At 64.8% G+C, this 23,690-nt stretch carries 24 protein-coding genes; 8 read left to right on the top strand and 16 right to left on the bottom strand.

Features of this window, described 5'->3' with window-relative positions; genetic code table 11:
* Window positions 1-35: 35 nt before the first annotated feature.
* Genes N0K08_RS05650 through N0K08_RS05665 form a run of 4 tightly spaced genes read right to left on the bottom strand, consistent with a single transcriptional unit; the run spans window position 36 to window position 3,403 of the window.
* Window positions 36-695: an N-carbamoylsarcosine amidohydrolase gene (locus N0K08_RS05650; protein WP_261499095.1), complete on the bottom strand. Its 660-nt coding sequence runs from the start codon at window positions 693-695 to the stop codon at window positions 36-38.
* Entirely contained in the window at window positions 692-1,765 is a 1,074-nt protein-coding gene (locus tag N0K08_RS05655; protein ID WP_261499096.1) for a M29 family metallopeptidase, read from the bottom strand. Before N0K08_RS05655 ends, N0K08_RS05650 begins: the two co-directional genes overlap by 4 nt.
* A 32-nt stretch (window positions 1,766-1,797) precedes the next feature.
* Entirely contained in the window at window positions 1,798-2,628 is an 831-nt protein-coding gene (locus N0K08_RS05660) for an alpha/beta fold hydrolase (protein ID WP_261499097.1), read from the bottom strand.
* A 4-nt stretch (window positions 2,629-2,632) separates the two neighbouring features.
* Window positions 2,633-3,403: a maleate cis-trans isomerase family protein gene (locus N0K08_RS05665; RefSeq protein ID WP_315967987.1), complete on the bottom strand. Its 771-nt coding sequence runs from the start codon at window positions 3,401-3,403 to the stop codon at window positions 2,633-2,635.
* 342 nt (window positions 3,404-3,745) lie between these two features.
* On the opposite strand from N0K08_RS05665, the gene N0K08_RS05670 reads away from it, so the two are divergent.
* The 4 genes from N0K08_RS05670 (at window position 3,746) to N0K08_RS05685 (ending at window position 9,912) form a co-directional block, all read left to right on the top strand.
* Window positions 3,746-4,903 carry an FAD-dependent monooxygenase gene (locus N0K08_RS05670; RefSeq protein WP_261499098.1) on the top strand — a complete coding sequence of 386 codons (1,158 nt, stop codon included), beginning with the start codon at window positions 3,746-3,748 and terminating at the stop codon, window positions 4,901-4,903.
* An 82-nt stretch (window positions 4,904-4,985) separates the two neighbouring features.
* The gene (locus tag N0K08_RS05675; RefSeq protein WP_261499099.1) at window positions 4,986-5,504 is read left to right on the top strand and encodes a (2Fe-2S)-binding protein; all 519 of its coding nucleotides are present in this window, start codon (window positions 4,986-4,988) and stop codon (window positions 5,502-5,504) included.
* Complete coding sequence (locus N0K08_RS05680) at window positions 5,501-8,368, top strand: c-type cytochrome (RefSeq protein WP_261499100.1); 2,868 nt, start codon at window positions 5,501-5,503, stop codon at window positions 8,366-8,368. Before N0K08_RS05675 ends, N0K08_RS05680 begins: the two co-directional genes overlap by 4 nt.
* Before the next feature lie 227 nt (window positions 8,369-8,595).
* Window positions 8,596-9,912 carry an MFS transporter gene (locus tag N0K08_RS05685; RefSeq protein ID WP_261499101.1) on the top strand — a complete coding sequence of 439 codons (1,317 nt, stop codon included), beginning with the start codon at window positions 8,596-8,598 and terminating at the stop codon, window positions 9,910-9,912.
* Between the two features lie 72 nt (window positions 9,913-9,984).
* Here the strand turns inward: N0K08_RS05685 and N0K08_RS05690 are convergent, their stop codons facing one another.
* Window positions 9,985-10,443: a MarR family winged helix-turn-helix transcriptional regulator gene (locus tag N0K08_RS05690; protein WP_261499102.1), complete on the bottom strand. Its 459-nt coding sequence runs from the start codon at window positions 10,441-10,443 to the stop codon at window positions 9,985-9,987.
* A gap of 272 nt (window positions 10,444-10,715) precedes the next feature.
* On the opposite strand from N0K08_RS05690, the gene rpoH reads away from it, so the two are divergent.
* Both rpoH and N0K08_RS05700 read left to right on the top strand, forming a co-directional pair.
* Entirely contained in the window at window positions 10,716-11,660 is a 945-nt protein-coding gene (rpoH, locus tag N0K08_RS05695) for an RNA polymerase sigma factor RpoH (protein ID WP_261499104.1), read from the top strand.
* A gap of 102 nt (window positions 11,661-11,762) precedes the next feature.
* The gene (locus N0K08_RS05700; RefSeq protein WP_261499105.1) at window positions 11,763-12,752 is read left to right on the top strand and encodes a Bug family tripartite tricarboxylate transporter substrate binding protein; all 990 of its coding nucleotides are present in this window, start codon (window positions 11,763-11,765) and stop codon (window positions 12,750-12,752) included.
* A 49-nt stretch (window positions 12,753-12,801) separates the two neighbouring features.
* Here N0K08_RS05700 and N0K08_RS05705 read toward each other — a convergent pair whose 3' ends face one another.
* The 4 genes from N0K08_RS05705 to N0K08_RS05720 are packed head-to-tail and all read right to left on the bottom strand — an operon-like array spanning window position 12,802 to window position 15,778.
* On the bottom strand, window positions 12,802-13,416 hold the full coding sequence (locus tag N0K08_RS05705) for an SCO family protein (RefSeq protein ID WP_261499106.1): 615 nt from the start codon (window positions 13,414-13,416) through the stop codon (window positions 12,802-12,804).
* 6 nt (window positions 13,417-13,422) lie between these two features.
* Window positions 13,423-14,319 carry a heme o synthase gene (gene cyoE, locus N0K08_RS05710; RefSeq protein ID WP_261499107.1) on the bottom strand — a complete coding sequence of 299 codons (897 nt, stop codon included), beginning with the start codon at window positions 14,317-14,319 and terminating at the stop codon, window positions 13,423-13,425.
* Between the two features lie 36 nt (window positions 14,320-14,355).
* On the bottom strand, window positions 14,356-15,111 hold the full coding sequence (locus tag N0K08_RS05715; protein WP_261499108.1) for a hypothetical protein: 756 nt from the start codon (window positions 15,109-15,111) through the stop codon (window positions 14,356-14,358).
* Entirely contained in the window at window positions 15,053-15,778 is a 726-nt protein-coding gene (locus N0K08_RS05720) for an SURF1 family protein (protein WP_261499109.1), read from the bottom strand. The genes N0K08_RS05715 and N0K08_RS05720 overlap by 59 nt, the downstream gene beginning before the upstream one ends.
* 84 nt (window positions 15,779-15,862) lie before the next feature.
* On the opposite strand from N0K08_RS05720, the gene N0K08_RS05725 reads away from it, so the two are divergent.
* Complete coding sequence (locus N0K08_RS05725) at window positions 15,863-16,120, top strand: twin transmembrane helix small protein (protein WP_261499110.1); 258 nt, start codon at window positions 15,863-15,865, stop codon at window positions 16,118-16,120.
* 204 nt (window positions 16,121-16,324) lie between these two features.
* On the opposite strand, the gene N0K08_RS05730 is transcribed toward N0K08_RS05725, so the two are convergent.
* The 7 genes from N0K08_RS05730 to N0K08_RS05760 form a co-directional block, all read right to left on the bottom strand.
* Window positions 16,325-17,206 carry a cytochrome c oxidase subunit 3 gene (locus tag N0K08_RS05730; protein WP_261499111.1) on the bottom strand — a complete coding sequence of 294 codons (882 nt, stop codon included), beginning with the start codon at window positions 17,204-17,206 and terminating at the stop codon, window positions 16,325-16,327.
* A 58-nt stretch (window positions 17,207-17,264) separates the two neighbouring features.
* The gene (locus N0K08_RS05735; protein ID WP_261499112.1) at window positions 17,265-17,468 is read right to left on the bottom strand and encodes a DUF2970 domain-containing protein; all 204 of its coding nucleotides are present in this window, start codon (window positions 17,466-17,468) and stop codon (window positions 17,265-17,267) included.
* On the bottom strand, window positions 17,465-18,094 hold the full coding sequence (locus N0K08_RS05740) for a cytochrome c oxidase assembly protein (RefSeq protein WP_261499113.1): 630 nt from the start codon (window positions 18,092-18,094) through the stop codon (window positions 17,465-17,467). The genes N0K08_RS05735 and N0K08_RS05740 overlap by 4 nt, the downstream gene beginning before the upstream one ends.
* A 16-nt stretch (window positions 18,095-18,110) precedes the next feature.
* The gene (locus tag N0K08_RS05745) at window positions 18,111-18,224 is read right to left on the bottom strand and encodes a cytochrome oxidase small assembly protein (protein WP_261499114.1); all 114 of its coding nucleotides are present in this window, start codon (window positions 18,222-18,224) and stop codon (window positions 18,111-18,113) included.
* A gap of 186 nt (window positions 18,225-18,410) precedes the next feature.
* Complete coding sequence (gene ctaD / locus N0K08_RS05750; RefSeq protein ID WP_261499115.1) at window positions 18,411-20,054, bottom strand: cytochrome c oxidase subunit I; 1,644 nt, start codon at window positions 20,052-20,054, stop codon at window positions 18,411-18,413.
* Window positions 20,055-20,083: 29 nt separating this feature from the next.
* Window positions 20,084-21,253 (bottom strand): cytochrome c oxidase subunit II, encoded by a 1,170-nt coding sequence (coxB, locus tag N0K08_RS05755; RefSeq protein ID WP_261499116.1) that lies wholly within the window; start codon window positions 21,251-21,253, stop codon window positions 20,084-20,086.
* Between the two features lie 563 nt (window positions 21,254-21,816).
* Window positions 21,817-22,725 carry a methyltransferase domain-containing protein gene (locus N0K08_RS05760; RefSeq protein ID WP_261499117.1) on the bottom strand — a complete coding sequence of 303 codons (909 nt, stop codon included), beginning with the start codon at window positions 22,723-22,725 and terminating at the stop codon, window positions 21,817-21,819.
* Window positions 22,726-22,947: 222 nt separating this feature from the next.
* On the opposite strand from N0K08_RS05760, the gene N0K08_RS05765 reads away from it, so the two are divergent.
* Window positions 22,948-23,685: a ComF family protein gene (locus tag N0K08_RS05765; RefSeq protein ID WP_261499118.1), complete on the top strand. Its 738-nt coding sequence runs from the start codon at window positions 22,948-22,950 to the stop codon at window positions 23,683-23,685.
* The last annotated feature ends 5 nt before the right edge of the window (window positions 23,686-23,690 follow it).

Consider the following 23,690-nt stretch of genomic DNA (forward strand, 5'->3'; position numbering starts at 1 on the left):
GAGAAAAAAAGGCATGGCATGCATGCCGGAGGCTGTCAGCGCAACAGCGCGTCAGTATCGGAGATCGCCTGGGCCATGGGCATCACGGCCGCATATTTCTGCGCCATGTCGAACAGATTGGCTTCGTGCGGGCCCAGCGCGCGGTCGCCGCAGCAGTCGGAGACCACCAGCGGGCGAAAGCCCGACTGCATCGCATCCACCACGCTGGCGCGCACGCAGCCGCTGGTCACGCAGCCCGCGACCAGCAGGGTCTGCACGCCGCGTTGCGCCAGCCAGGGGGCGAGCATGGTGCCGAAGAAGGCCGACGGCGTGCTCTTGCGCACCACGTACTCACCGGCCGCCGGGGCCAGCTCGGGCACGATGGCGCTGGCCGGACTGTCCTCCTTGAGCGTGAGCATGCCAGGCACCTTGAGGCAAAAGATGTTGCTGTCGGCGTCATCATCCGAGAACACGATGCGGCTGTGCGCCACGGGCCAACCCTTGGCCCGCGCATGGGCCAGCAGCGCGCGCGACTGCGCAATCGCTTCGGGGATGTTGCCGCCACCGAACACCGCCGGGTCGGCAAAGCCGTTGACGAAGTCGATGAGCAGCAGGCCGAAGGGCGCCTTGAGCGGCAGCGACGTGCCAAAGCCCTGGCGGACGTAGGCCGAGATGTCGCCGCTGGTGCCGGCGGTGGAAATGGTCTGGGTGTTCATGCAATGTCCTTGCGGCGCGCGGCGCGTGCCAGTCCTTGTTCGTCCTGCACCACGCCGTTCACGACCATGGGCTGGCCGTCCAGCGCCACGCTGCAGTGGCGCATGGGAATGTCGATATGGCAGGCCGTGGTGCGGCTGCCGCCGGCCTCGTTGTTCGGCCCCATGGACCAGAGGAAGTTGCCCTCGAAGGCACGCGCGTCCATGCCGATATGGCTTTCCTTGTTGTACTGGCCCAGCATGGACCAGCTGGCGCGCGGCTGCAGACCCCAGCCCACATGCGAGACCGCATAGGCTTCGGGGTCCTCGTACGAGGCCATGTAGTCCTTGAGAATTTCGGCCTGCAGCCCGCCGCTGATGCGCGTGACGAAGCCTTTTTCTATGATCAGCTCGATGGGCTCGGTCACGTAGTCCTTCATCGGCAGCAGGATGTCGCCGCGGTCCAGCACCACGCGGCCGTGGCTCTCGCCCTCGTTGGGCCAGGTCAGCACGAAACCGCTGGGCCAGTGGTCCCAGCGTCCGGGTTCGTCGACAAAGCCGTACTCGCTGATCGCCGGGAAGGCGCCCAACGGGCAGCGCAGATCCGTGCCCGCCTTGGAGGTGATATGCATCTGGCGCGCGCCAGCGATACGCTTGGCCGCGGCCTGCACGCGCGTGCGGTCGGCCGCTGTGGGCACCAGGCGGCACAGCACTTCGGGCGGCTCTATGGCCAGCAGGATCTTGGTGCCCGATTGCAGGATGTCGTGCTGTTCGGGAGAGAACAGCAGCGTCATCAGATCGAGCACCAGGTCGCTGGCCTTGAGCGCCGCGATGGCCGCGGCATTGCCCGTCAGCGGCGTGGTGCCGAGGTAGGCCAGCGCATCGCGGCTCAGGGATTTCTCGGCGTTGACCGGCGGCAGATCGAGGCGGTTGACACGCGCGCCCATCTCGCTGGACGCGGCAATCGCGCAGCGCAGGGTCTGGGGGTGGGTGTCGGCGCCGGTGAGCACCGTGACGATCTGGCCGGCTTCCAGCCGGGACAGCGTGAGCACCTGTTTCCAGGCGTGGATCAGATCAATATCGCTTACAGCCATCTTGTCTTTCGAGAGTGGAGGAAGTGACGGGCTCAGGCTACGCGGGCGCCGATGAAGTCGCCCAGCGCGGCGTAGAAACCGGCTTCGTTGTCCCAGGGAATCATGTGGCCGGCGTTCGGCACGCGCACATGCAGCGTCTGCGCGGCCAGGCCCTGCCATTCGGCCACATCCGCGTCGCGCACCACATCGCCGCGCTCGGCCGTCAACAGCAGCAGGGGCTGGGCCAGGTGCGGCAGGTCGGCATGGATGTCGTCACGGCCAAAGTCCTCGAAGCTCTGAACGATGGCCGGCTCGTGGCAGGTGTGCAGCCACTGGGCGCGCAGCTGGCGCTGCTCCTCGGTCCAGGTGGGGCAGAAAGCGCGCATGTCTTCGGCACTCATGCCCAGCGTGGCCTGGCGGATCGAGTCCACATACCAGGGCAGCGCCGCCGGATAGGCGCGGCGGCCCGGGCCGGACACCGGCGGGTCGACGATGACCAGCCGCGTCAATCCCGCGGGCTGGCTGCGTGCCGCGCGCACGGCAATGCGCCCGCCCATCGAATGCCCCATCAGCGCAAAACGCGTCAGACCCAGGGCCTGGGCGAAAGCGTTCACGTCGGCAGCCTGGGCGTCGAGCCCATAGTCCAGGCCCGGGCCCGAGGAGCTCAGGCCGCGGCCGCGCACATCCAGCACATAGGTGTCGAATTCGCGGCCCAGGTGCTCGGCGACAAAGCCCCAGGTCACAGCCGGGCTGGTGATGCCGGGAATGAGGATGACGGCATCGCGCTCGGCGCGCGCGCCTTCCACGCCGCCGTAGCGCAGATAGTGCTGGCGAATGCCGTTGGCATGGACATTGCCGCCGTAGAGGAAAGTGCTGGCGCTCATGTTCTCAGGCCTTGTCATAGGGGAAAGCGCCCGACAGCAAGGCGCCGGCGCCCGGCACCACCGGGTCCAGACCCAGCTCCTTGAGGATGGCGTAGGTCGTGGCGATCGATGCCGTCAGCACCGGCTTGCCGGTCATCGCTTCGACCTGGGCCACGGCCGGCAGCGAAGGCATTTGCACGCAGGCCGACAACACGATGACGTCGGCATCGGCGTAGTTCATGCCGGCGACGATGGCCGGCAGCTTGGCGGGATCGTGGCGACCCACGTCGAGGTTGTCGGGAATTTCCAGCGCGCGCCAGTCGACCACTTCAAAGCCTTCGGCCGCGATGTAGTCCTTGACCAGTTCGGTCAGCGGAATCATGTAGGGCGCGACCAGCGCGATCTTCTTGGCCTTCATGACCTTGAGCGCCTCGACCAGCGCGCCCGCGCTGGTGATGACGGGCGCGGTCGCGCCATTCGAGACCGTGCGCTCGGTCAGGCGTTGCTGCGAAACGCGGTGGTAGCCGTGGCCCATGGCCATGATGGCCACCAGGCAGGCGTAGCCGAGCACGTCGACGCGCGCATCGCTGAGCTCCAGCGCGCAGCGATCGCTTTCCGCGTCCATGGCCGCCAGTTCTTCCTTGACCACCTTCTTCATGCGCATGCGGCTCGAATGGAAGGTGAAACGGTCATTGGGGCGCACCACGGAATGCGCCTGCAGCATGGCCGGCACTTCGGTTTCCATGGTGGTGTTGGAGCTGGGAACGATCTGCCCGATACGGAATGTTTTGGTCATGTGAAGACTTTCAGGAAATGGGTAGATAAATACTACTCAAATAAGCGTACACGCTCAATAGTGCAAAACCCGTGCCCACACTTCCAAGGCTTCAACCGTCAAATTTCTTCCAATTTGGTGCATGAATGCACCACAAATGCACGTTCAACGCCAGAAAAGTGCGAAAGAAGAAACAGAACTAGGTAGAAGTCCTCTGTTTTCAATCAACCCTTGCGACGAAAAATAGAGCGTACACATTCAAATCAGTCTTTTAAAAAGCTGGCATGAAAGCTGCTCAAAGAGGTCAACAACGGCCCTTTGAACGCCCCATTTCCTTTCAACATTCCCGCAAGGAGTTATCAAGTGTCTCAATCCCCCCGTATCGCCGTGGTCGGCGCCGGCCTCGGCGGCGCTGCCGCCGCAAAGCTGCTGCTTCAGGAGGGCTTCAATGTCCGCGTTTATGAACAGTCGCCGAGCTTCTCGCGCCTGGGAGCGGGTATCCACGTCGGCCCCAACGTGATGAAGATCCTGCGCCGCATCGGCATCGAAGACGCGCTCAACGCGCAAGGCTCGCACCCCGATTACTGGTACAGCCGCCACTGGCAGACCGGCGACGTGATGGCGCAGATCCCGCTGGGCGACTACGCCGTCAAGAACTACGGCGCCTCCTACCTGACAGTGCACCGCGGTGACTTCCATGCGCTGCTGGTCGACACCCTGCCCGACAATGTCATGGCCTACAACAAGAGCCTGACCCGGGTCGAGGACCGCGGTGACGTGGTGGTGATGCACTTTGCCGACGGCACGACCGAAGAAGCCGACATCGTCATCGGCGCGGACGGCGTGAACTCGCGCATCCGCGAAGAGCTGCTGGGCGTCGAGCCACCCAAGTACGCGGGCTACCTGGCCCACCGCGCGGTGTTCCCCACGCCCGCCGTCAAGGCCGGCATGCTGCCCTTCGACGCCTGCGTGAAATGGTGGAGCGAAGACCGCCACATGATGACTTACTTCGTCACGGGCAAGGCCGACGAGCTCTACTACGTGACCGGCGTTCCCGTCGAAAAGTGGGACCTCAACGACCGCTGGCTGGAAAGCAGCAAGGAAGAAATGCGCGCCACCTTCGACGGCTGGCACCCCACGGTGCAGGCACTGATCGATGCCACCGTCGAAGTCACCAAGTGGTCGCTGCTCGAGCGCGATCCCCTGCCCCTGTGGAGCCGCGGCCGTCTGGTGCTGCTGGGCGATGCCTGCCATCCCATGAAGCCGCATATGGCCCAGGGCGCTGCCATGGCCATCGAAGACGGTGCCATGCTGGCGCGCTGCCTCAAGGAAGTCGGCGCACACAATCACGAGCTGGCCTTCGCCCTGTACGAAGCCAACCGCAGCGAACGCGCCACCAAGGTCCAGCGCATTTCGCACGACAACACCTGGCTGCGCACGAACGAAGATCCTTCGTGGTGCTTCGGCTACGACGTGTTCAACACGCCACTGGTGGAGCCCAAGGTCAAAATCGCGGCCTGATCTCCGCGCCACGCGCCGGACCAGCGGCTCACCCCGCTGGTCCGGCGACCCCAGACGACCTTTAGAACCGCAGCCCTTTTGCATGGAAACCACCCGCCATCCCAGCAGCCCCTCCGCTCCCTTGCGCCTGTGCGTCAACGCACGCCCGTGCGAGGTTGCGGCCGCGCCCGAAACAGCACTGCTTCATGTGCTGCGCAATGACCTGGAGCTCAACGGCCCCAAGTACGGCTGCGGCCTGGGCGAGTGCGGTGCCTGCACGGTGCTGATCGATGGCGTGGCAGCGCGTTCCTGCGTGATTCCTGTGCGTTCGGCCCAGGGCCGCGAAGTCACCACGCTGGAAGGCCTGGGCACGCGCCAGCAACCCGGCCCCACGCAACAGGCCTTCATCAACTGTCAGGCAGCGCAGTGCGGCTACTGCCTCAACGGCATGATCATGACCGTCGAGGCCTTGCTGCGCCGCAATCCCCATCCCAGTGAGCAGGAGCTGCGCAATGAGCTCCATCACAACCTGTGCCGCTGCGGCACGCATGTGGAAATCATGCAGGCGGCCCTGCAGGCCGTGCACTTGCGCGCGGCTTGCGCGTCCGAGGCGGCGCGATGAACCTGTCCATTCCGGCCTCCGCGGCCACCCCCGCGCTGCCCGCCGATCTGTTGTACGGCCTGGCGCTGCGCCCCCCGGCGGCCCACTGGAACGGCCTGCGCTACCAGGGCAGCGAACTGGTCAGCGTCCGGCTGGACGAGGCGCGCGCCATGGCGGGTGTCGTGGCCGCCGTACAGCTGAGCCATTTCGTCGGCGTGGTCGCCGTGGCGCCGATCCATGCCCTGCAGGCCGCCAGCAGCCTGGCGCCCGTCTGGCACAGCCCCGATACGCCGGACATGCCGGCCGCCCCCGAACAGCAGACGCGCTTTGTCTGGCAGCTGCCGCGCACGCCCGTGCCCACGGCAGCCCAAGTCCTGGTCTGGTGCCTCAATGACCACGCCAGCATCTGGCTGCCCCCCTGCGAACCCGAAACGCAGCGCCTGGTGCGCAGCGAACTGGCCGCGCTGCTGCAACTGCCCGAAGCGGCGCTGCACCTGCGCACCGCCGCCCTGGCCGACACCGCCCCGCTACACCTTCTGGACCTGCTCGATGCCGCCGCCGATGCCGCCTTGCTGTCCCAGGCCGTGGGCCGTCCCGTGAGCGTGGCCTGCCAGGCCTGCAGCGCCGACGACCAGCTGGTGCTGCACATGCCCATGGCATCGCCCTCCCCGTCGACAGAGATTCAGGCGCACCACGGCACGGGCTCGACGGCATCCGCCACGCTGCTGTCGCACGCGCCCTGGGCCGTGCGCCCCAGCCTCGCACGCCTGCTGAGCCAGCCCGGTCTGGCGCGCGCGTCGGCCCATGCCAGCGTGCGCGGCGCAGGCACGGTACAAGGCCTCAAAAGCAGCAGCGGCCCGCAACATGCAGGCGTTCATGATTTGAACGCCGCCCAGGTCTTCGCCCATGAAAGCCTGTGGCATGAACAAGCCCTGGCCCAGGGTCAGGACCCGCTGGCCTGGCGCCTGCAACACCTGCCCGCGGGCCCGGGCCGCGATCTCGCCCAACAGGTCGCCGAGCGCGCCCAGTGGCCGGCATCGGAAGATGCCGACGGCCGCCTGCGCGGACGCGGCTTTGCCACCGCCCAGGTGCAGACGCTGGACGCCGATGGCGCCGACCGCCTGGTCTGGAGCGCCTGGGTGGCCGAAGTCGCCGTGCACCCGCAAACCGGCCAGATCGAAGTCACGCGCGTCGCCGCCGGCCACGACAGCCAGCAATTGCATGCGGCGCAAAGCGCCACGCTGCACCCGGAAATCCGGCTGCAAGACCCGCAACTGCTGGCCGATGCCCGCCAGTTGCTGGGCAGCGCACCCGCCTTCGACGACTGGAACAGCCCGCAGCCCGGCAGCCTGCTGCCACACCAGACCGGACTGACCCACCCTGCATCGCCCGACGGCAGGCTGATCCGGCAGGGCCGACTCGACCTCGATGGTGTCACCACCCTGCCCGCGGCCGCCGCCATTGCCAACGCCATCCAGCAGGCGACTGGCGTGCGCCTGCGCGAAGTGCCGTTCCAGGCAGAGCAGCTGCGCCTCGCCTTGGGCGGCAGTGGCTCCGAGCGCCCAGGCGCGATGCGGCAACGCCCCTGGGGCTGGCTGGCCGCGGGCGCGGTCGGCGCAGCCGGACTGGCCGCCATGGCCTGGCCGCTCAAGCCCGCGCTGCCGCTGACCACCGGCCCCGATGTGTCGCTGTACTCGCCGCAGGCGCTGGAGCGCGGCCGCCTCGTCGCCGCCGCGGGCGACTGCGTGGTCTGCCATACGGCGCCCGGCGGCGCGGCCAATGCCGGCGGCCTGGGCCTGGAAACACCGTTCGGCACCATTTACTCGACCAACATCACGCCCGACAACGAAACCGGCATCGGCCGCTGGTCGTTCGCCGCGTTCGAGCGCGCGATGCGCCAAGGCATTCACCAGGACGGCCGCCAGCTCTATCCGGCGTTTCCGTACACGGCCTTTGCCAAGCTCAGCGATGGTGACCTGCAAGCGCTTTATGGCTACCTGATGTCGCAAACGCCCGTCAAAGCGCAGGCGCCGCAGACGCAGCTGGCTTTCCCCTACAACCTGCGCCCGGCCATGGCCGGTTGGAATGCGCTGTTCCACGATGCCACGCCCTTCAAGGCCGACCCGGCGCGCAGCCCCGAATGGAACCGCGGGGCCTATCTGGTCGAAGGCGCGGGCCATTGCGCTGCTTGCCATTCGCCGCGCAATGCCCTGGGCGCCGAAAAGACCGGCATCCACTACCTGGCCGGCGGCGAAGCCGAAGGCTGGAGCACTCCGGCGCTGAACCAGCTCGCCGGCGGCAAGCTGCCCTGGAGTCGCGATGAGCTCTACCAATACCTGCGCACCGGTTTCTCCTCGCGCCACGGCGTGGCCGCGGGACCGATGGCCCCGGTGATCCATGGCCTGGGCGCACTGCCCGACAGCGATCTGCGCGCCATCAGCACCTATCTGCTGGAACTGCCGGGATCGACGACCGCCCCCGCGACACAGGCCCAGCCAGCGCCGCAGGCCGCCGCCGTGGCAGCCCCGCCCGCCTACAGCCCCCATGTCAACGGCGAGCGCATCTACCAGAACGCCTGCGCCGTCTGCCACGAGGCCGGCAGCGGCCCGACGCTGTTTGGCGTGAAGCCCCTGCTGGCGCTCAACACCAATCTGCATGCGAGCAGTCCCGACAACCTGGTCCAGATCATCCTGAACGGCATCCAGACGCCGGCCAATGACGCGCTGGGCCATATGCCGGGCTTTAGGGACAGCCTGGACGACAACCAGATCCTGGATTTGACGACTTATTTGCGCGAACGATTTGCACCGGAGGAACCCGCTTGGCCCCATGAAACGAAGGCAATCAGCAAACTGCGCGCCGCATCACATGCCCTACCGCATTGATCTCGGTGACGCGAATGAAAGTCGGAATATGTCCCTCTGAGATCGGCTCCACGCATTCAATCCGCACTACCACTCATTTCTTGACGACTGCGCTCCATAAATCCGATTAATGGATTATTCGGACGCCATGAAAAATCAAGGCGCGAATACAGGCCAACGCCATTCAATTTCCGCCTTGCAGGATATCGGTTCAACAGTATTGCAATGACCCACAAAGGAAATATTACATGTCATCTTCATTAATATCGGTTGAGAAAGGCATCCAGACAGCTGGTGTCGGAAAATTTCAATATCGGCTTTTTGTGATTTTCGGTCTGGTATGGCTGGCGGATGCCATGCAAGTGCTGTCCATCGGCTTCAGCGCCCCCTCGATCGCCAAGACTTTCGGCATCACCATGCCCGAGGCCTTGAGCACCGGCACCTTCTTCTTCATCGGCATGCTGATCGGCGCCTTCGCGTTCGGCCGGCTGGCGGACCGCATCGGTCGCCGCCCGGTGCTGATGATGGCCGTGGTCATCGACGCCTGCGCGGGCGTCGCGTCGGCTTTCGCACCCGATCTGGTCTGGCTGCTGGCCCTGCGCTTCGTCACCGGTATCGGCGTGGGCGGCACGCTGCCCGTCGACTACACCATGATGGCCGAGTTCCTGCCCAGCAACAAGCGTGGCCGCTGGCTGGTGCTGCTCGAGTCGTTCTGGGCCGTGGGCACGATCTGCCTCGCGGTGCTGTCGCTGATCGCGGTCGCCTGGGGTGACGATGCCTGGCGCCTGATCTTCTTTGTGACCGGAATCCCGGCGCTGATCGGTGTGGTGCTGCGTTTTTACATTCCTGAATCGCCGATGTTCCTCAACCGCAACGGCAAATCGGAAGAAGCGCGCCGGGTGCTGGAACGCGTGGCCAAGGTCAACGGCAAGGATGTCAAGATTCCCATGCTGCAACCCGAACTGCAGGAGCGCAAGTCGATCTTTGCCCTGTTCTCCTCGGAACTGCGCCGCCGCAGCATAGGCTTGCTGATGGCCTGGGCCTTGATCTCGATTGCCTACTACGGCGTGTTCGTCTACCTGCCCATCAAGCTCGCCAGCTCCGGCTTCGGCTTCATGCGCGGCCAGGAATTCCTGGTGGTGCTGGCCCTGGTGCAGTTGCCGGGCTTTGCCCTGTCGGCCTATGGTGTCGAGCGCTGGGGCCGCAAGCCCACGCTGATCGGCTTCCTGCTGCTCAGCGCCGTGGGTTGCATGCTGTACAGCCTGGGCACTTCGACGATCGTGGTGGTGGGCTCGACCCTGCTCATGAGCTTCTCGCTGCTGGGCACCTGGGGCGCGCTGTACGCCTTCACGCCCGAGGTCTATCCCACCGACCTGCGTGCCAGCGGCATGGGCATGGCCGGCGCGACCGCGCGCTTCGGCGGACTGTTCGCTCCCGCCATCATCGCCCCCATCATGGCCACCCATTTCACGCTGGCCCTGGCCGTGCTCTCGAGCATGCTGGTGGCGGGTGCGATCGCGATCTGGTCCGTGGATGTGGAATCGCGCAACCGCGTGCTGGATTGAGACCGGCTACTGACTGAAAAAGAGCCGCCAGGGCATGCCCTGGCGGCTCTTTTTTGTGGTGCGGCGCACCCATCAAGCGGCGTCGCCGCCCTCCAGCATCTTGCGCAGCAGGAAATTCAAGGCCAGCCGTTCGGCGGGATTGAGATTGCCATAAGTGCTTTCGGTGATCTGCTGCGCAAAAGGCTCCATCTCGGTCACCAGATCGTGCCCGGCCTGCGTCAGCTTGATCACGACCTTGCGCCTGTCCATGCGATCGTGGTCCACGCTGACCAGCTCCCGTTGTTTCAATCTATCCACCACGCCACGGATGGTGGCCTGGTCAATCACCGTCGCCTTGACCACATCCGCCAATGAACTGCCGTCATTGGTACGAATGGAACTCAGCACCACGAACTGGGCGGCCGTCAGCTGTGAATCTGGAATGTATTGCTGGAAAAGCGCAGTATGCCGCTGGTAGGCACGGCGCAGAAAATGCCCTATCTGGTCTGAAAAAATATATTCTTGCGGCGGGAATTCAGGGCTGTTCTTCATTTTTGTATTTTATGAATATTTTTCCTGCTTGGATGGTCTCACTTCCATTCCGCCACACCGCCTCATAAAATTTCATTTTTCACCCCCCTTCTTTACCAAGATCAAAGTGTCATGCCGTGGACTCACCGCAAGAAAGCCGATGGCACGGCCCACAGGCGCCGCGAGGCGGGGGGTGGACCCGGTGGACACAGACTGTCCATGGTTAAGGAACTTCTGGCTTAGCACTCTGTCCAATAGACTGCTAACATGAAGGTATGGAAGAAAGGACTTCAATGACCTCCACATCCGGAAACATTGCGACGACCACTCTGACGCCCACCAACCCCTGGGCTTTGGTACCCCCGCTGGGCAACCTTGACGCCTATATCACGGCCGTCAACCGCCTTCCCATGCTCACGCTGGAAGAAGAGCAGGACTACGCCCACCGCCTCAAGAACAACAGCGATCTGGACGCTGCCGGCCGCCTGGTGATGTCTCACCTGCGTCTGGTCGTGGCCATTTCCCGCCAATACCTGGGTTATGGCCTGCCCCACGGCGACCTGATCCAGGAAGGCAACGTCGGCCTGATGAAAGCCGTCAAGCGTTTCGACCCCGAACAGGGCGTGCGCCTGGTGAGCTACGCCATGCACTGGATCAAGGCCGAGATCCACGAGTACATCCTCAAGAACTGGCGCATGGTCAAGCTGGCCACGACCAAGGCCCAGCGCAAGCTGTTTTTCAACCTGCGCTCGATGAAGCAAGGCCTCAAGGCCGATGCCGCTGCGCTCGATGGAAACACGAACCGCGACACGCTCAGCGCCCTCGAGATCGACACCGTCGCGCAAAAACTCAACGTCAAGCGCGAAGAAGTCATCGAAATGGAAACCCGCATGTCGGGTGGCGATGTACTGCTGGATCCGTCGCCTTCGGATGACGGCGAGAACGCTTTTGGCCCCATCGCCTACCTGGCCGATGGCGCGCACGAGCCCACGGCCATGATCGAGTCGCGCGAGCGCGACGCGCTGGCCACCGACGGCATCAGCCTGGCGCTGAACGGCCTGGACGAGCGCAGCCGGCGCATCGTCGAAGAGCGCTGGCTCAAAGTCAACGACGACGGCTCGGGCGGCATGACACTGCACGAACTCGCCGCGGTCTATGGCGTCAGCGCCGAGCGCATCCGCCAGATCGAATCGGCCGCCATGAAGAAGATGAAGAAGACGCTGGCCGAATACGCCTGACCTGCCCTGCCCGCCGGGGATAATCAGCGCACCGCCTTTACAGGCTGTGCGCTTTTTTCATCGCCGGGCCGCCCCCATGATCAGTTACCAGAGGAGTTCTCCATGATTTCCACGCCAAGCCGCCGCACGGTGCTCACCTGGGCGGCCGCCGTGACAGGTGCCGCAGCCATGCCGACACAGGCTGCCGGCCCCGCCGCCTGGCCGAGCCGCCCCGTCAAGCTGGTGGTCGGCTTTCCCGGCGGATCGTCCCCCGATCTGGTCGCGCGCACTCTGGCCGAGCCGCTGGCCAAGCTGCTGGGCCAGCCCGTGGTGGTCGAAAACAAGGTCGGTGCCGGCGGCAACATCGGCGCCGATGCGGTCGCCCGTGCCACCGATGACCATACGCTGGGACTGATGATCAATGGCAACATGACCATCGCCAAGCTGATCAATCCCAAAACCAGCTACGACCCGCTCAAGGACTTGCAGCCGGTCAGCCTGATTGCCACCGCACCGCTGGTGCTGGCCGCCTCCATCCATACGCCAGGCCACACGGCCGCCGAATTCTTCGCGGCCGCGCGCGCCAGCGGCGACCAGTGGAGCTATGGCAGCCCGGGCATAGGCACCGTCGCCCACATCGGCATGGAGCTGCTCAAGGCGCGTGCCGGCATCGCTCCAGTGCACGTTCCCTACCCCGGCAATCCGCAGGTGATCAACGCCATCATTGGCGGGCAAATCCAGATGGCTTTGCTGCCCCCGGCCATGGCCGCGGCCCAGGCGCGTGCGGGCAAGCTGCGCGTGATCGGCGTGACGTCCACCAGCCGTTCCACGCTGGTGCCCGAGTACCCCAGCCTGGCCGAAGCCGGCATTGCCAACTACCAGATGGAAATCTGGAACGCCGTGGCGGCGCCGCGCTCGCTGCCCCAGCCCGTGGTCCGGCGCCTGGAAACGCTGCTCAGCGAAATCGCGCGCAGCCCCGACGTTCGCGCCAAGCTGTTTGCCCAAGGCTGGCAAATCGCCGGCACCTCGTCCGAAGGCCTGGCCAACCGCATCCGCACGGATGTGAAGGTGATGGGCGACATCATCCGCAGCCAGAACATCTCCGCCCAATGAAAATGGGCCCCAAAGGGCCCATTCATGTGAGGTAACAGCTGATCCGGACTCAGCTCTTCTCGGAAAGCAAAGTGCGCACGTCGGACACCACGACCTGCGGGCCGCTGCCGTAGCGTTCATAGACCCGCAGACGGCCTGCGGGGTCGTACACGTAGCTGCCGGCCGAATGGTCCAGGGTATAGGTTTGCGGCGTCTGGCCTTCGACCTTCTTGTAGAAGATCTTGAAGTCCTTGGCGATCGCCGCGGTCTGCTCGGGCGTGCCGCGCAAGGCCACAAAGCTGGGATCGAAGTTGCCCATGTAGGCCTTGAGCATCTCCGGCGTGTCGCGCTCGGGGTCGAGCGAGACGAAGATCGCCTGCAGGCGCTCACCATCGGCGCCCAGCAGTTGCTTGACTTCGGCCAGCTCCTGCAGCGTCGTGGGGCAGACATCGGGGCACTGGGTGTAGCCGAAGAAAACCACCACCACCTTGCCCGCAAAGTCCTTGAGGGTCCGCAGCTGACCGTTGGCGTCGGGCAAAGAGAAGTCGCGCGCATATTCGGCGCCGGTCACATCCACCCCTTGAAAGCTCACTTTTTCTTCCCGGGAGCAGCCGGCCAGCCAGCCAACGGCGCCCGTGCCCAGGGTCGTGGCCAGCATCAGCTTCAGTACACGTCGTTTGTCCATAGTCATTCAATAAATATAGTGATCCGCGAGCAAGGCCGTGAACAGCAGGCTCAAGTGGATCAGGGAAAAGCGAAAGGTCTTGCGGGCCAGTGCATCCGAGTAATTGCGCCACAGGCGAAAGCCATAGGCGCAAAAACCCAGACCCAACACCACGGCCGCGGCCAGATACAACCAGGAGCTCATGCCGAAGATGAACGGCATGAGGCACCCGGCAAACAATACCAGCGTATAGAGAAACACTTGCAAGCGGGTGAATTCATTGCCGTGCGTCACGGGCAGCATGGGCAGGCCGGCCTGGCGGTATTCTTCCACCCGGTACAGGGCCAGGGCCCAGAAATGCGGCGGCGTCCAGAGGAAGATGATCAAGAACAGGATCAGCGCTTCGGGCCCAACCTGACCGGTCATGGCCGCCCAGCCCAGCACCGGCGGCATGGCCCCTGACGCTCCACCGATGACGATGTTCTGCGGCGTCAGCGGCTTGAGGATCACCGTATAGACCACGGCATAGCCGACAAAGGTGGCCAGCGTGAGCCACATGGTCAGCGGATTGACCCAGACATACAGCAGCGCCGAGCCCGCGGCGCACAGCAGCGCGGAGAACACCAGCGCCTGCACGTGCGACAGCTCACCCTTGGCCGTGGGCCGCCAGGCCGTGCGCTTCATCTTGGCATCGATGCCCGTCTCGACCAGGCAGTTGAAAGCGGCGGCGGCACCGGCCACCAGCCAGATGCCGGCACAGGCCACGGCCATGCGCCCCAGTTCGGCCATCGAGGGCCAGGCCGGCACGGCCAGCACCATGCCGATCAGCGCGCAGAAAACAATCAGTTGCACCACGCGCGGCTTGGTCAGCGCGTAAAACTGGGCCATGCGCGATGGCGCGGAAAGGGGGACAGCTAGGCTCATGCGGGGACTCGGTTCAAAACAACCTGGAAAAGCGGACTAGCGCAGCGGCGGGGCGGGGTCAGGCCGGCCGGCCTGGTCCCAGGACGCGGAGGCGCGCAGCAGCCGCTCCAGGTCGCTCTTGGCCTTGGCGGCGCTGGCCTTGTCCAGCGATGCCGGCATGCGCATCATCCAATGACCCAAGGGATCGACCACATACAGGTGGTCTTCCAGGCGCTGACCGGCCGCCGGCTCCAGCCAGGCGGCCAGCGCCTGCGCATCGACCCGCAGCACCTGGGCCTGGGCCAGCGCTGACGCCAGCGCCGCAGGCGGCGCAGCCGTATCGGTGACCAGCCAGACCCAGTCCAGCCTGTCCTTTTCACGGCCCAGGCTCTCGCGCAACTGGCGCTGCAGGTACAGGTGCTCCTGACAGCGGGTATCGCATTGGCTGCCGGACGCGCTGACCAGCAACCACTGGCCCTTGAGCGACGCCAAGGGCACGGTCTTGCCGTCCAGCGTTTGCGCCGAAATTTCTGGCAACGGTTTCTGCGGCTGTATCAGCTCGCCGAAATTGCGCCGCCCCTCGGGACGGATCACGTAATAGGTGAAGTAGGAAGCGATCACCGGAGCCGCGCAGACCAGCAGCAAGGTCATCATCTGCCAGCGGCCGGAGCGCGTGCGCTGCACGGCCTGCAAGGCTTCGCCCGCGGGCGGAAGACCGTGCACGCTCAGGCCCAGCGGCTGGGGCGCGGCGCCCTCAGACGGCGGGCGGCTTGCGCTGGCCAAGGAAGCGTCGGACGAATTGAAACCAGACATAGAGAACCGCCATCAGGACACTGAGTCCAAACCATTGAAATGCATAGCCGTAGTGCTTGTCCACGCCAGCCTCCACGCGGGGCCAGTCGCGCTGCAGGCCTTCGCTGTCCGCCCCCGTCTGCACCACGCTCACGTCGAGCAGCGGCAAGCCGGTTTCGGCCCGCAAGTGGCCCATGTCCAGATTCTGTCGGATACGCGACGTTTGTGAAACAGGGTCTGCCCCGGGTGCCAATTCATACAGCCGAGGGGGCGACAAGGCCAGCCGCCCGGACACCTCCACCACGCCCGCGGGGCTGTCCACCGGCAACAGCGCCGTGCGGTCCTGGAAGTTGCGCGGAATCCAGCCGCGCTGCACCAGCACCACCGGCGCGCGGCCCGCCAGGGCCGGCAGCGCCAACTCCAGCGGCGTGAATACGAAAAATCCGGGACGCCCGTGCATTTGCCGGTTGTCCAGGTAGAGCGTGTGCTGCGCCAGCCAGCGGCCTTGCAGCACCACGGGCCTATGCACCAGATCGGACGCGGGAGCCGTCAAGGCCTGCAACAGGGCCGGGCCGGCGAGCGGCGCCTGCGCGCCACGGGCTTCGATGGCGGCGGCCAGGGCCTCTTTCTGGGCCGCACGATCGAGCTGCCAACGGCCCAGTGCCGCAGTGCCGGCAATGCCTGCCACGGCTGCGCAGGTGATGAGCCAAAAACGCCACCCTCCTGGTCGACCCGCTGGTCTTGTACCTGTAGTCACCAGATAATGGTCTCCATGAAAATCCTTATCGTCCTGGCCTTCCTGGCAATTCTCGCCAGCCTGGGCAGCGCCTTGTTCTTCATGATGCGCCGCCCTAGCGGCAGTACCGAGCAAGCGGGCGAAATCAGCCCCGAAGACAACCGCCGCCGCAGCCGCCAGATGGCCCGCGCGCTCGCGCTGCGCGTGCTGATCTCGGTGCTGCTGTTCGTCTGCCTGCTCGTCAGCTGGAAGCTGGGCTACATACAGCCCACTGGCCTACCAATTACACGCTGAGAGCTTATCCACTTTCCCCGACCTGCCATCCCCCCTTCGACAGGCTAAGGGCGAACGGCCTTTGGCACAGGTCACGGCATTTGAAACCGGCGCAGCCCATCAAGGAGGCAGCGAGGAAGGGCCGCCCCGCACCGAGGCTGCCGTCCCCCTCCACCGAAGGTTGAGAGGGGGAAGACGCGAAGCGGCTCAGGGGGTGCCTTAAGTTCACATCCAATAGACCAGCACGTACAAGCCCAGCCAGACCACGTCCACAAAGTGCCAGTACCAGGCCGCGCCTTCGAAGCCGAAGTGCTTGTCGGCCGTGAAGTGGCCTTTTTGCAGGCGCAGCGTGATGAAGAACAGCATCAGCATGCCGACGAACACGTGGAAGCCGTGAAAGCCCGTGAGCATGTAGAAGGTCGAGCCGAAGATGCCCGAGGACAGCTTGAGGTTCAGGGCCGTGTAGAGGTGGTAGTACTCGTAGATCTGCACGCACAGGAAAGTGAAGCCCAGCGCCACCGTGGCCCACATGAAGCCAATCGTGCGGCTGCGCTGGTTTTCACGCAGGGCGTGGTGGGCAATGGTCAGCGTCACGCCCGAGGTCAACAGCAAGGCGGTGTTGATGGTCGGCAGCCAGAAAGGACCCACCGTCTGGAACGGCTCCACAGTGTTGGTGGGCGAGGCCGTGATGCCTGCGGCCACGCTGGGCCAGATCGCCTTGAAGTCAGGCCAGAGCAAGGCATTCTCGAGTCCGCCCAAGGCCGGCACCGAGTGCACCCGCCCCCACCACAGCGCGGTGAAGAAGGCGCCGAACAGCATCACTTCCGAAAAGATGAACCAGCTCATGCTCCAGCGGAAGGACTGGTCGATCTTGCGGCCGTACAGCCCGCTTTCGCTTTCATGGATGGCGTCGCGAAACCATTGGTAGAGCACGACCAGCCACCAGGCCAGACCGAAGCACAGGCTCCACTTGCCCCATTCGTGGCCATTGATCCAGAAGCCTGCGCCGAGGATCATAAAGAACAGGCCGGCCGCTCCCATGATGGGATGGCGCGACTCGCCGGGCACGTAGTAGTACGGTGTTGCGCCTTGGGTAGTTCCACTCATTTCCAGCTCCTGACTCTCTAGGTCCTTGTGTCCGTCTGCAGCCCTGTCTCCGGGGCGCTCAAACGATCCAGTTCACGATCAAGATCAGGCCGGCCACCAGTATGAAAATGGCCACCAGCCCCCCCACTACCACTTGCAGCGGAGTGATGTTTTCAACGTCTTTTTGGTAGTCGCTGCCTTTGCGCACACCCAGCAGCGCCCACAGCAAGGCCCGCGCCGTGCGCAGCACCGAGCCCTTTTTTTCCGATTCAGGTTCCGTCATAAGGCCGCGTCCTTTGCTGGCAGTGCCGGCGCCGCCTGATGCGCCACCGTGCCGGCCGGGGCCGCCGGTGTCTTGCCACCGACTTCAAAGAAGGTGTAGGACAGCGTAATGGTCTTCACATCCTTGGAAATCCGCGGGTCGATCACAAAGGCCACGGGCCACTCCTTTTTCTCGCCCGGCTCCAGCGTGTGCTGGGTGAAGCAAAAGCATTCGAGCTTGGTGAAATGGGCCGCGGCCTGGTGCGGGGCATAACTGGGAATGGCCTGCGCGGCCATGCGCCGGTTCTGCACGTTGGTGAACTCGTACTGCACCACGGCCAGCTCGCCCGGATGCACTTGCACGGACCGCTGCATAGGCTTGAAGTCCCAGGGGCCGCGCGCGTTCGCATCGAACTCCACGGTGATGGTGCGACTCAGGTCGACCTGGCTGTTGCCAGGCAGCCGCACGTTCGGGCCGGCCTGGCCGTTACCCGGCACCTGGCGCTCGGACAAGGCCAGGATATTGATGCCCAGCGCCTCGCAGACATGCTTGTAGATGGGAATCAGCGCATAGCCGAACGCGAACATGCCGACGGCAATCACCGCCAGCTTGCCCACCATCTTCAGATTTTCCTGGCGCACACCCACGGCGAACCTCCGATGTTCACTGCGAGCCCAGCCACAGGATCTTGGCCACGAAACCCGCCAGGAAAACGGCGGAAATCGAAGCCAGGATCAGTGCCAGGCGCAGGTTGCTTTTACGTTGATCAGGTGACATTACCAATTCCCCCAGTTATCCATGATGACCTTGCCTCGTCCACAGCCCTTGAAACCGACGCGACCCAACTCAGGGGCGCCGAGCAAGGGCCGCCCCGCAGCGATGGTGCCGTCCCCCTCCACCGAAGGTTGAGAGGGGGAAGCCGGGGCCGGCCATCCGGCGAAGCGGCTCAGGGGGTGCTTCATTTCAGCCGATCACGCGCGTGGCCGTGGCATCGAGCTTGGGCGGCGTTTCAAAGGTGTGGAAAGGCGCGGGCGACGGCACTTCCCATTCCAGGCCCTGGGCGCCTTCCCATGGGCGCTGGGGCGCCTTGGGACCCTTGCCGCGCATGGCTGGCACGACCACGAAGAGGAAGAAGTAGACCTGCATCAGACCGAAGCCGAAAGCACCGATGGAAGCCAGCATGTTGAAGTCGGCGAACTGCATCGGATAGTCGGCATAGCGGCGCGGCATGCCGGCCAGGCCCAGGAAGTGCATGGGGAAGAAGGTGATGTTGAAAGTCACCAGCGAGCCCCAGAAGTGGATGCGACCGCGCGTTTCGGAATACATCACACCGGTCCACTTCGGGCTCCAGTAGTAGTAGGCGGCAAACATCGAGAACAGCGAGCCCGCCACCAGCACGTAGTGGAAGTGGGCCACCACGTAATAGGTGTCCTGCAGCTGGATGTCGATGGGCGCCATGGCCAGGATCAGGCCGGTGAAACCGCCCATGGTGAACACGAAGATGAAACCCACCGAGAACAGCATGGGCGTCTCGAAGGTCATGGAGCCGCGCCACATGGTCGCCGTCCAGTTGAACACTTTCACGGCCGTGGGCACCGAGATCAGCATGGTCGCGTACATGAAGAACAGCTGGCCCGTCACCGGCATGCCGGTGGTGAACATGTGGTGCGCCCAGACGATGAAGGACAGGATGGCGATGGACGCCGTGGCGTAGACCATGGAGGCGTAGCCGAACAGCGGCTTGCGCGCAAACGCCGGCACGATCTGGCTGACGATGCCGAAGGCCGGCAAGATCATGATGTAGACCTCGGGGTGGCCGAAGAACCAGAAGATGTGCTGGTACATCACCGGGTCGCCGCCGCCAGCGGGGTTGAAGAAGCTGGTGCCGAAATGGCGGTCGGTCAGCGTCATGGTGATGGCGCCGGCAAGCACGGGCATCACGGCGATCAGCAGGTAGGCCGTGATCAGCCAGGTCCAGGCGAACATCGGCATCTTCATCAAGGTCATGCCGGGTGCGCGCATGTTGAGGATGGTGACGATGATGTTGATCGAGCCCATGATGGACGAGGCGCCGAGCACGTGCATCGCGAAGATGCTGGTGTCCATGGACGGGCCCATTTGCAGCGTGAGCGGCGCATACAGCGTCCAGCCCGCGGCCGGAGCGCCGCCAGGCATGAAGAACGAGCCCACCAGCATGATGCCGGCCGGCACCATCAGCCAGAAGCTGAAGTTGTTCATGCGCGCGAAGGCCATGTCGGACGCGCCGATCTGCAGCGGAATCATCCAGTTCGCAAAGCCCACGAAGGCCGGCATGATGGCCCCGAAGACCATGATCAGGCCGTGCATGGTGGTCAGCTGGTTGAATAGCTCGGGGTTGACCAGCTGCAGGCCGGGCTGGAACAGCTCGGCTCGGATCAGCATGGCCAACACGCCACCCACCATCAGCATGGTGAACGAGAACAACAGGTACAGCGTGCCGATGTCCTTGTGGTTGGTCGCATACATCCAGCGGCGCCAGCCCGTAGGCGGCGCATGGTGGTGGTCGTCGTGGCCCGCGTGGTCCGAATGGCCTGCTGCCGGCCCATGTGTATCAATAACTGCGCTCATCTTCGATTCCTCGGTACGTTGGGGCCGGCTTACTTCTTGCGTTCAGCGACGACTTCAGACGGCTGCACCAGCTGTCCGGTCTGGTTGGACCAGGCATTCTTGGTGTAGCTGGCGACTGCGGCCAGGTCGGTATCGCTGAGCTGCTTCCAGGAAGGCATGGCACCGCCGGCCGCGCCCGCGAGCAGGATGTGGAGCTGCTGGCTGTGGTCGGTGTTCAGCACCACGGCCGAGCCGTCCAGTGGCTTGATCGGACCCGCGCCCTTGCCGTTGGCCTGGTGGCAGGCCGCGCAGTTGGCGGCATAGACTTTTTCACCGCGCTTGACGATGTCGGCCAGGTCCCAGACCTTGGTCGGATCGTCGAGCTTGGCAGCGGCCAGCTTGCGCTGCCCGTCCACCCATTTGCTGTATTCCGCGGCCTCCACGACTTTCACGTGGATGGGCATGTAGGCGTGCTCCTTGCCGCACAGCTCCACGCATTGGCCGTAGTAGTCGCCGGCCTTGTCGGCGCGAAACCAGGTGTCGCGCACAAAGCCCGGAATCGCGTCCTGCTTGATGCCGAAGGCCGGCACCATGAAGGAATGGATCACGTCGTTGGCGGTGGTGATCACGCGCACTTTCTTGCCGACCGGCACCACCATCGGGTGGTCGACCTTGAGCAGGTAGTCGGCCGGGGCGTCGGTCACATTGCCGCTGTCCGACATCGCGCGGTGGCTGCTGTCGAGCGTGGAGACGAAGCCGATGCCTTCGCCTTCGCCGTTGATGTAGTCATAGCCCCACTTCCACTGGTAGCCCGTGACCTTGATCGTCAGGTCGGCGTTGGTCGTGTCTTTCTGCGCCACCAGCACCTTGGTCGCCGGCAGGGCAATCAGGATCACGATGATGAAGGGGACGATGGTCCACAGCACTTCGACCGTGACCGATTCGTGGAAGTTCGCCGCCTTGTGGCCGCGCGATTTGCGGTGCTTCCAGATGGAATAGAACATCACCCCGAACACGCCGAGAAAGATCACCGTGCAGATGATCAGCATCATCCAGTGCAGGTACTGCTGTTCCTGCGCGATGCGCGTCACCGCGGGGTGCAGATTGAGCTGGTTCACGGCCGGGCCGCCCGGCAGGTCCTGAACGGCATGGGCTGCCGTGGCCACCCAAACGCCGGCCATGGTGACAAGAGATGCCAGCTTGGAGGAAATGCTTTTCATAGTTCTCACTTACGTCTAAGCCTCAAGTTATCCAATCGACGGGACCGGCGCCTGGGCAGCACGCCAGCCCGACCCGGGTGCGCGCACCCGGTCAGCAGCGCCCGCTGGCCAGGGCAGACCGGCCAGCACCCACTGCGCGCCCTCCGCGCGCAGCCAGGGCAGGAACAGAAAACAGCGCGCGCCCGGCTTCAAAAGCATGGCGCGTCAGCGCCCGCCAATCGGGGGCAGCAACGCTCAGGGGAAGAAAAAACGGCGACCCAGAACGGATCGCCTGAAAAGAAAAGCAACGGCTCCATGCCGCGGCCCAAAGCAGCGCAACGACGGCAGCGGCGCCAGCCCGTATCGGACGGTGTAAATCAAACTCGCGAACCAGCCGCCATTCAACCCGCTGGCCCAACCCCATGGCAAAGCGAAACACCAATTTTTGTCTCCCATCGCGGCAGCAAGGCCGAGGGTGCCTTCCCTGCCGAAAAGTGAGGTGCGCAGGGAAAGCTCTTTATATTCAGTACAAAAATTGTATGTCGGCGTTGAGCCAAATCAATGACCAGAAAGCGACATTCAGACTAGCGCAAACCCGGGTTGCGCCCGCCGCGCAACATCGCGCGCATGTCTTCCAGGGACACGGCGCTGCTTTCGCTCACACGCAGCTTGGGCGTGGGCTTGTAGGCGTGGCCATAGACGATTTCGAACGTCAGCGCCAGCTGGCCGCCGTGCGCCGGCGACGCCAGCCGCTGCTGCAGCGCGTCTTCGAGCTTTTGCTGCCAGCCGCGCCCACGCAGACCGGCAAAGCGGGCCGGATGCAGGTTGCAGCCCAGCTCGCGCAGCTCCTGCAGCAGGCGCTTGGGGCTGGCGAAGGTCAAGGTGATGTGCTCCATGTCCATCACCGGCTCGGAGAATCCCGCCTGTACCAGCATGTCGCCCCAGTCATGCATGTCGGTGAACGCATGGCCTGCGGGCGGCCAGCCCAGATCGGCATAGACCGCGTGCAGCTCGCGCAGGGTGTCGGGACCCAGGCAGGAGAACATCACATAGCCGTCCACGGCCAGGGCGCGGTGCCATTGGCCGATGAGCTGCTGCGGATCGGCCGCCGTGTGCAGCGCCATATTGGCCCACAGCATGTCGACGCTGGCGGGCTGGGGCGCGCCGAATTGCACCGCTCCGCCCATCCAGCGCGCCGGCTGCCACCAGCGCTGACCCAGCTGTTCCCGGGCCACGGCAGCACGCCGCGGCGCGTCCTCATGGACTTGCACTCCGGCCTGGGGGTAGCGCGTGGCCAACAGGCGGTGGGCCTGCAGCCCGCCGCGCACCGGCTCCCAGTGGCACCAGTTCTTGGGCGCCTGCACGATCCACTCCAGGCGCTCTTCCATGCGCCGCGCGACCTCTTCGTGCAGCCAGGGCGACAAGGCCGGCGCGGCAGCATGCCAGCGCGCGGCGGCCACGGGATCGATGGTGGGAGGAAGCAGATCGGACATACAAACAGCCAGCAAGGCAAACAACAGGACGGAACATTCCAGCAAGAACGTGCCCACTTTGCCCATACTGACGTATGGGCTGCAGCGTGCGCCTAGAAGGACGCGCCGTGGACTGCATGCGCAACCCCGGAAAAGACCTTGAACACGTTCTAAGCAGCGCACATTGGGCCACAGCGCGAAAAAACGCGCCGGGCGCACGGAGTCCGACGTATAGTGCTGGCCATGTTTTTCCGCCCTGGTTTCTGGCTGGAACAGACTTTGGCGCAGGCACGGCAGGCCTTGCCCAGCCAGTGCAGCATCTGCCACAGCTGGCCCAGCCAGCGCATTTGCCACGACTGCGCCGCCCGCTGGGCCGGCGCGCAGGCCCGTTGCCGGCACTGCGCCCTGCCGCTGACGGGCGATGCGCTCGAATGCGGCGCCTGCCTGCGCGCGCCGCCGGCTTTCGACGCCGCCCTGGCCGCGGTGGACTACGGCTATCCCTGGTCGGCACTGCTGATGCAGTTCAAGTTCCAGCAGGACCCGGGCGCCGCCCATGCGCTGGCGCAATTGCTGGCCCGCACGCCCGGCGCGGCAGCGGCGCTGGCCGCGGCCACGCTGATCGTGCCGGTTCCACTGTCACGCGAGCGCCTGCGCGAAAGGGGTTTCAACCAGGCCGCGCTGCTGGCGCGGGCCCTGGCCCGGCACCAGGGGGCTCCGGCCTGCGCCACCGAGCTGCTGCAGCGCACACGCCACACACCGGCACAAAGCGGCCTGCAACGGGCCCAGCGGCTGGGCAATCTGCGCGGGGTTTTCGAGGTTCCGGCGCAACGCCGGTCGCAAGTTCTGGGGCAAAAGGTGATACTGGTGGACGACATCCTGACCACCGGCGCCACGCTGGATGCCGCTGCCCAAGCCCTGCGCCAGGCCGGCGCCATCCATATCTGCGCCATGGTTGTCGCGCGCACGCTGCGCGTGCCATGACAATA

Source organism: Acidovorax bellezanensis (assembly GCF_025421555.1).
Taxonomy (GTDB): domain Bacteria; phylum Pseudomonadota; class Gammaproteobacteria; order Burkholderiales; family Burkholderiaceae_C; genus Comamonas; species Comamonas bellezanensis.

Coding starts and splice junctions, on each gene's coding strand:
- N0K08_RS05650 (WP_261499095.1), bottom strand. CDS start 695: ATGAACACCCAGACCATTTCCACCGCCGGCACCAGCGGCGACATCTCG.
- N0K08_RS05655 (WP_261499096.1), bottom strand. CDS start 1,765: ATGGCTGTAAGCGATATTGATCTGATCCACGCCTGGAAACAGGTGCTC.
- N0K08_RS05660 (WP_261499097.1), bottom strand. CDS start 2,628: ATGAGCGCCAGCACTTTCCTCTACGGCGGCAATGTCCATGCCAACGGC.
- N0K08_RS05665 (WP_315967987.1), bottom strand. CDS start 3,403: ATGACCAAAACATTCCGTATCGGGCAGATCGTTCCCAGCTCCAACACC.
- N0K08_RS05675 (WP_261499099.1), top strand. CDS start 4,986: ATGGAAACCACCCGCCATCCCAGCAGCCCCTCCGCTCCCTTGCGCCTG.
- N0K08_RS05680 (WP_261499100.1), top strand. CDS start 5,501: ATGAACCTGTCCATTCCGGCCTCCGCGGCCACCCCCGCGCTGCCCGCC.
- N0K08_RS05685 (WP_261499101.1), top strand. CDS start 8,596: ATGTCATCTTCATTAATATCGGTTGAGAAAGGCATCCAGACAGCTGGT.
- N0K08_RS05690 (WP_261499102.1), bottom strand. CDS start 10,443: ATGAAGAACAGCCCTGAATTCCCGCCGCAAGAATATATTTTTTCAGAC.
- rpoH (WP_261499104.1), top strand. CDS start 10,716: ATGACCTCCACATCCGGAAACATTGCGACGACCACTCTGACGCCCACC.
- N0K08_RS05700 (WP_261499105.1), top strand. CDS start 11,763: ATGATTTCCACGCCAAGCCGCCGCACGGTGCTCACCTGGGCGGCCGCC.
- N0K08_RS05705 (WP_261499106.1), bottom strand. CDS start 13,416: ATGGACAAACGACGTGTACTGAAGCTGATGCTGGCCACGACCCTGGGC.
- cyoE (WP_261499107.1), bottom strand. CDS start 14,319: ATGAGCCTAGCTGTCCCCCTTTCCGCGCCATCGCGCATGGCCCAGTTT.
- N0K08_RS05715 (WP_261499108.1), bottom strand. CDS start 15,111: ATGTCTGGTTTCAATTCGTCCGACGCTTCCTTGGCCAGCGCAAGCCGC.
- N0K08_RS05725 (WP_261499110.1), top strand. CDS start 15,863: ATGAAAATCCTTATCGTCCTGGCCTTCCTGGCAATTCTCGCCAGCCTG.
- N0K08_RS05730 (WP_261499111.1), bottom strand. CDS start 17,206: ATGAGTGGAACTACCCAAGGCGCAACACCGTACTACTACGTGCCCGGC.
- N0K08_RS05735 (WP_261499112.1), bottom strand. CDS start 17,468: ATGACGGAACCTGAATCGGAAAAAAAGGGCTCGGTGCTGCGCACGGCG.
- N0K08_RS05745 (WP_261499114.1), bottom strand. CDS start 18,224: ATGTCACCTGATCAACGTAAAAGCAACCTGCGCCTGGCACTGATCCTG.
- ctaD (WP_261499115.1), bottom strand. CDS start 20,054: ATGAGCGCAGTTATTGATACACATGGGCCGGCAGCAGGCCATTCGGAC.
- coxB (WP_261499116.1), bottom strand. CDS start 21,253: ATGAAAAGCATTTCCTCCAAGCTGGCATCTCTTGTCACCATGGCCGGC.
- N0K08_RS05760 (WP_261499117.1), bottom strand. CDS start 22,725: ATGTCCGATCTGCTTCCTCCCACCATCGATCCCGTGGCCGCCGCGCGC.
- N0K08_RS05765 (WP_261499118.1), top strand. CDS start 22,948: ATGTTTTTCCGCCCTGGTTTCTGGCTGGAACAGACTTTGGCGCAGGCA.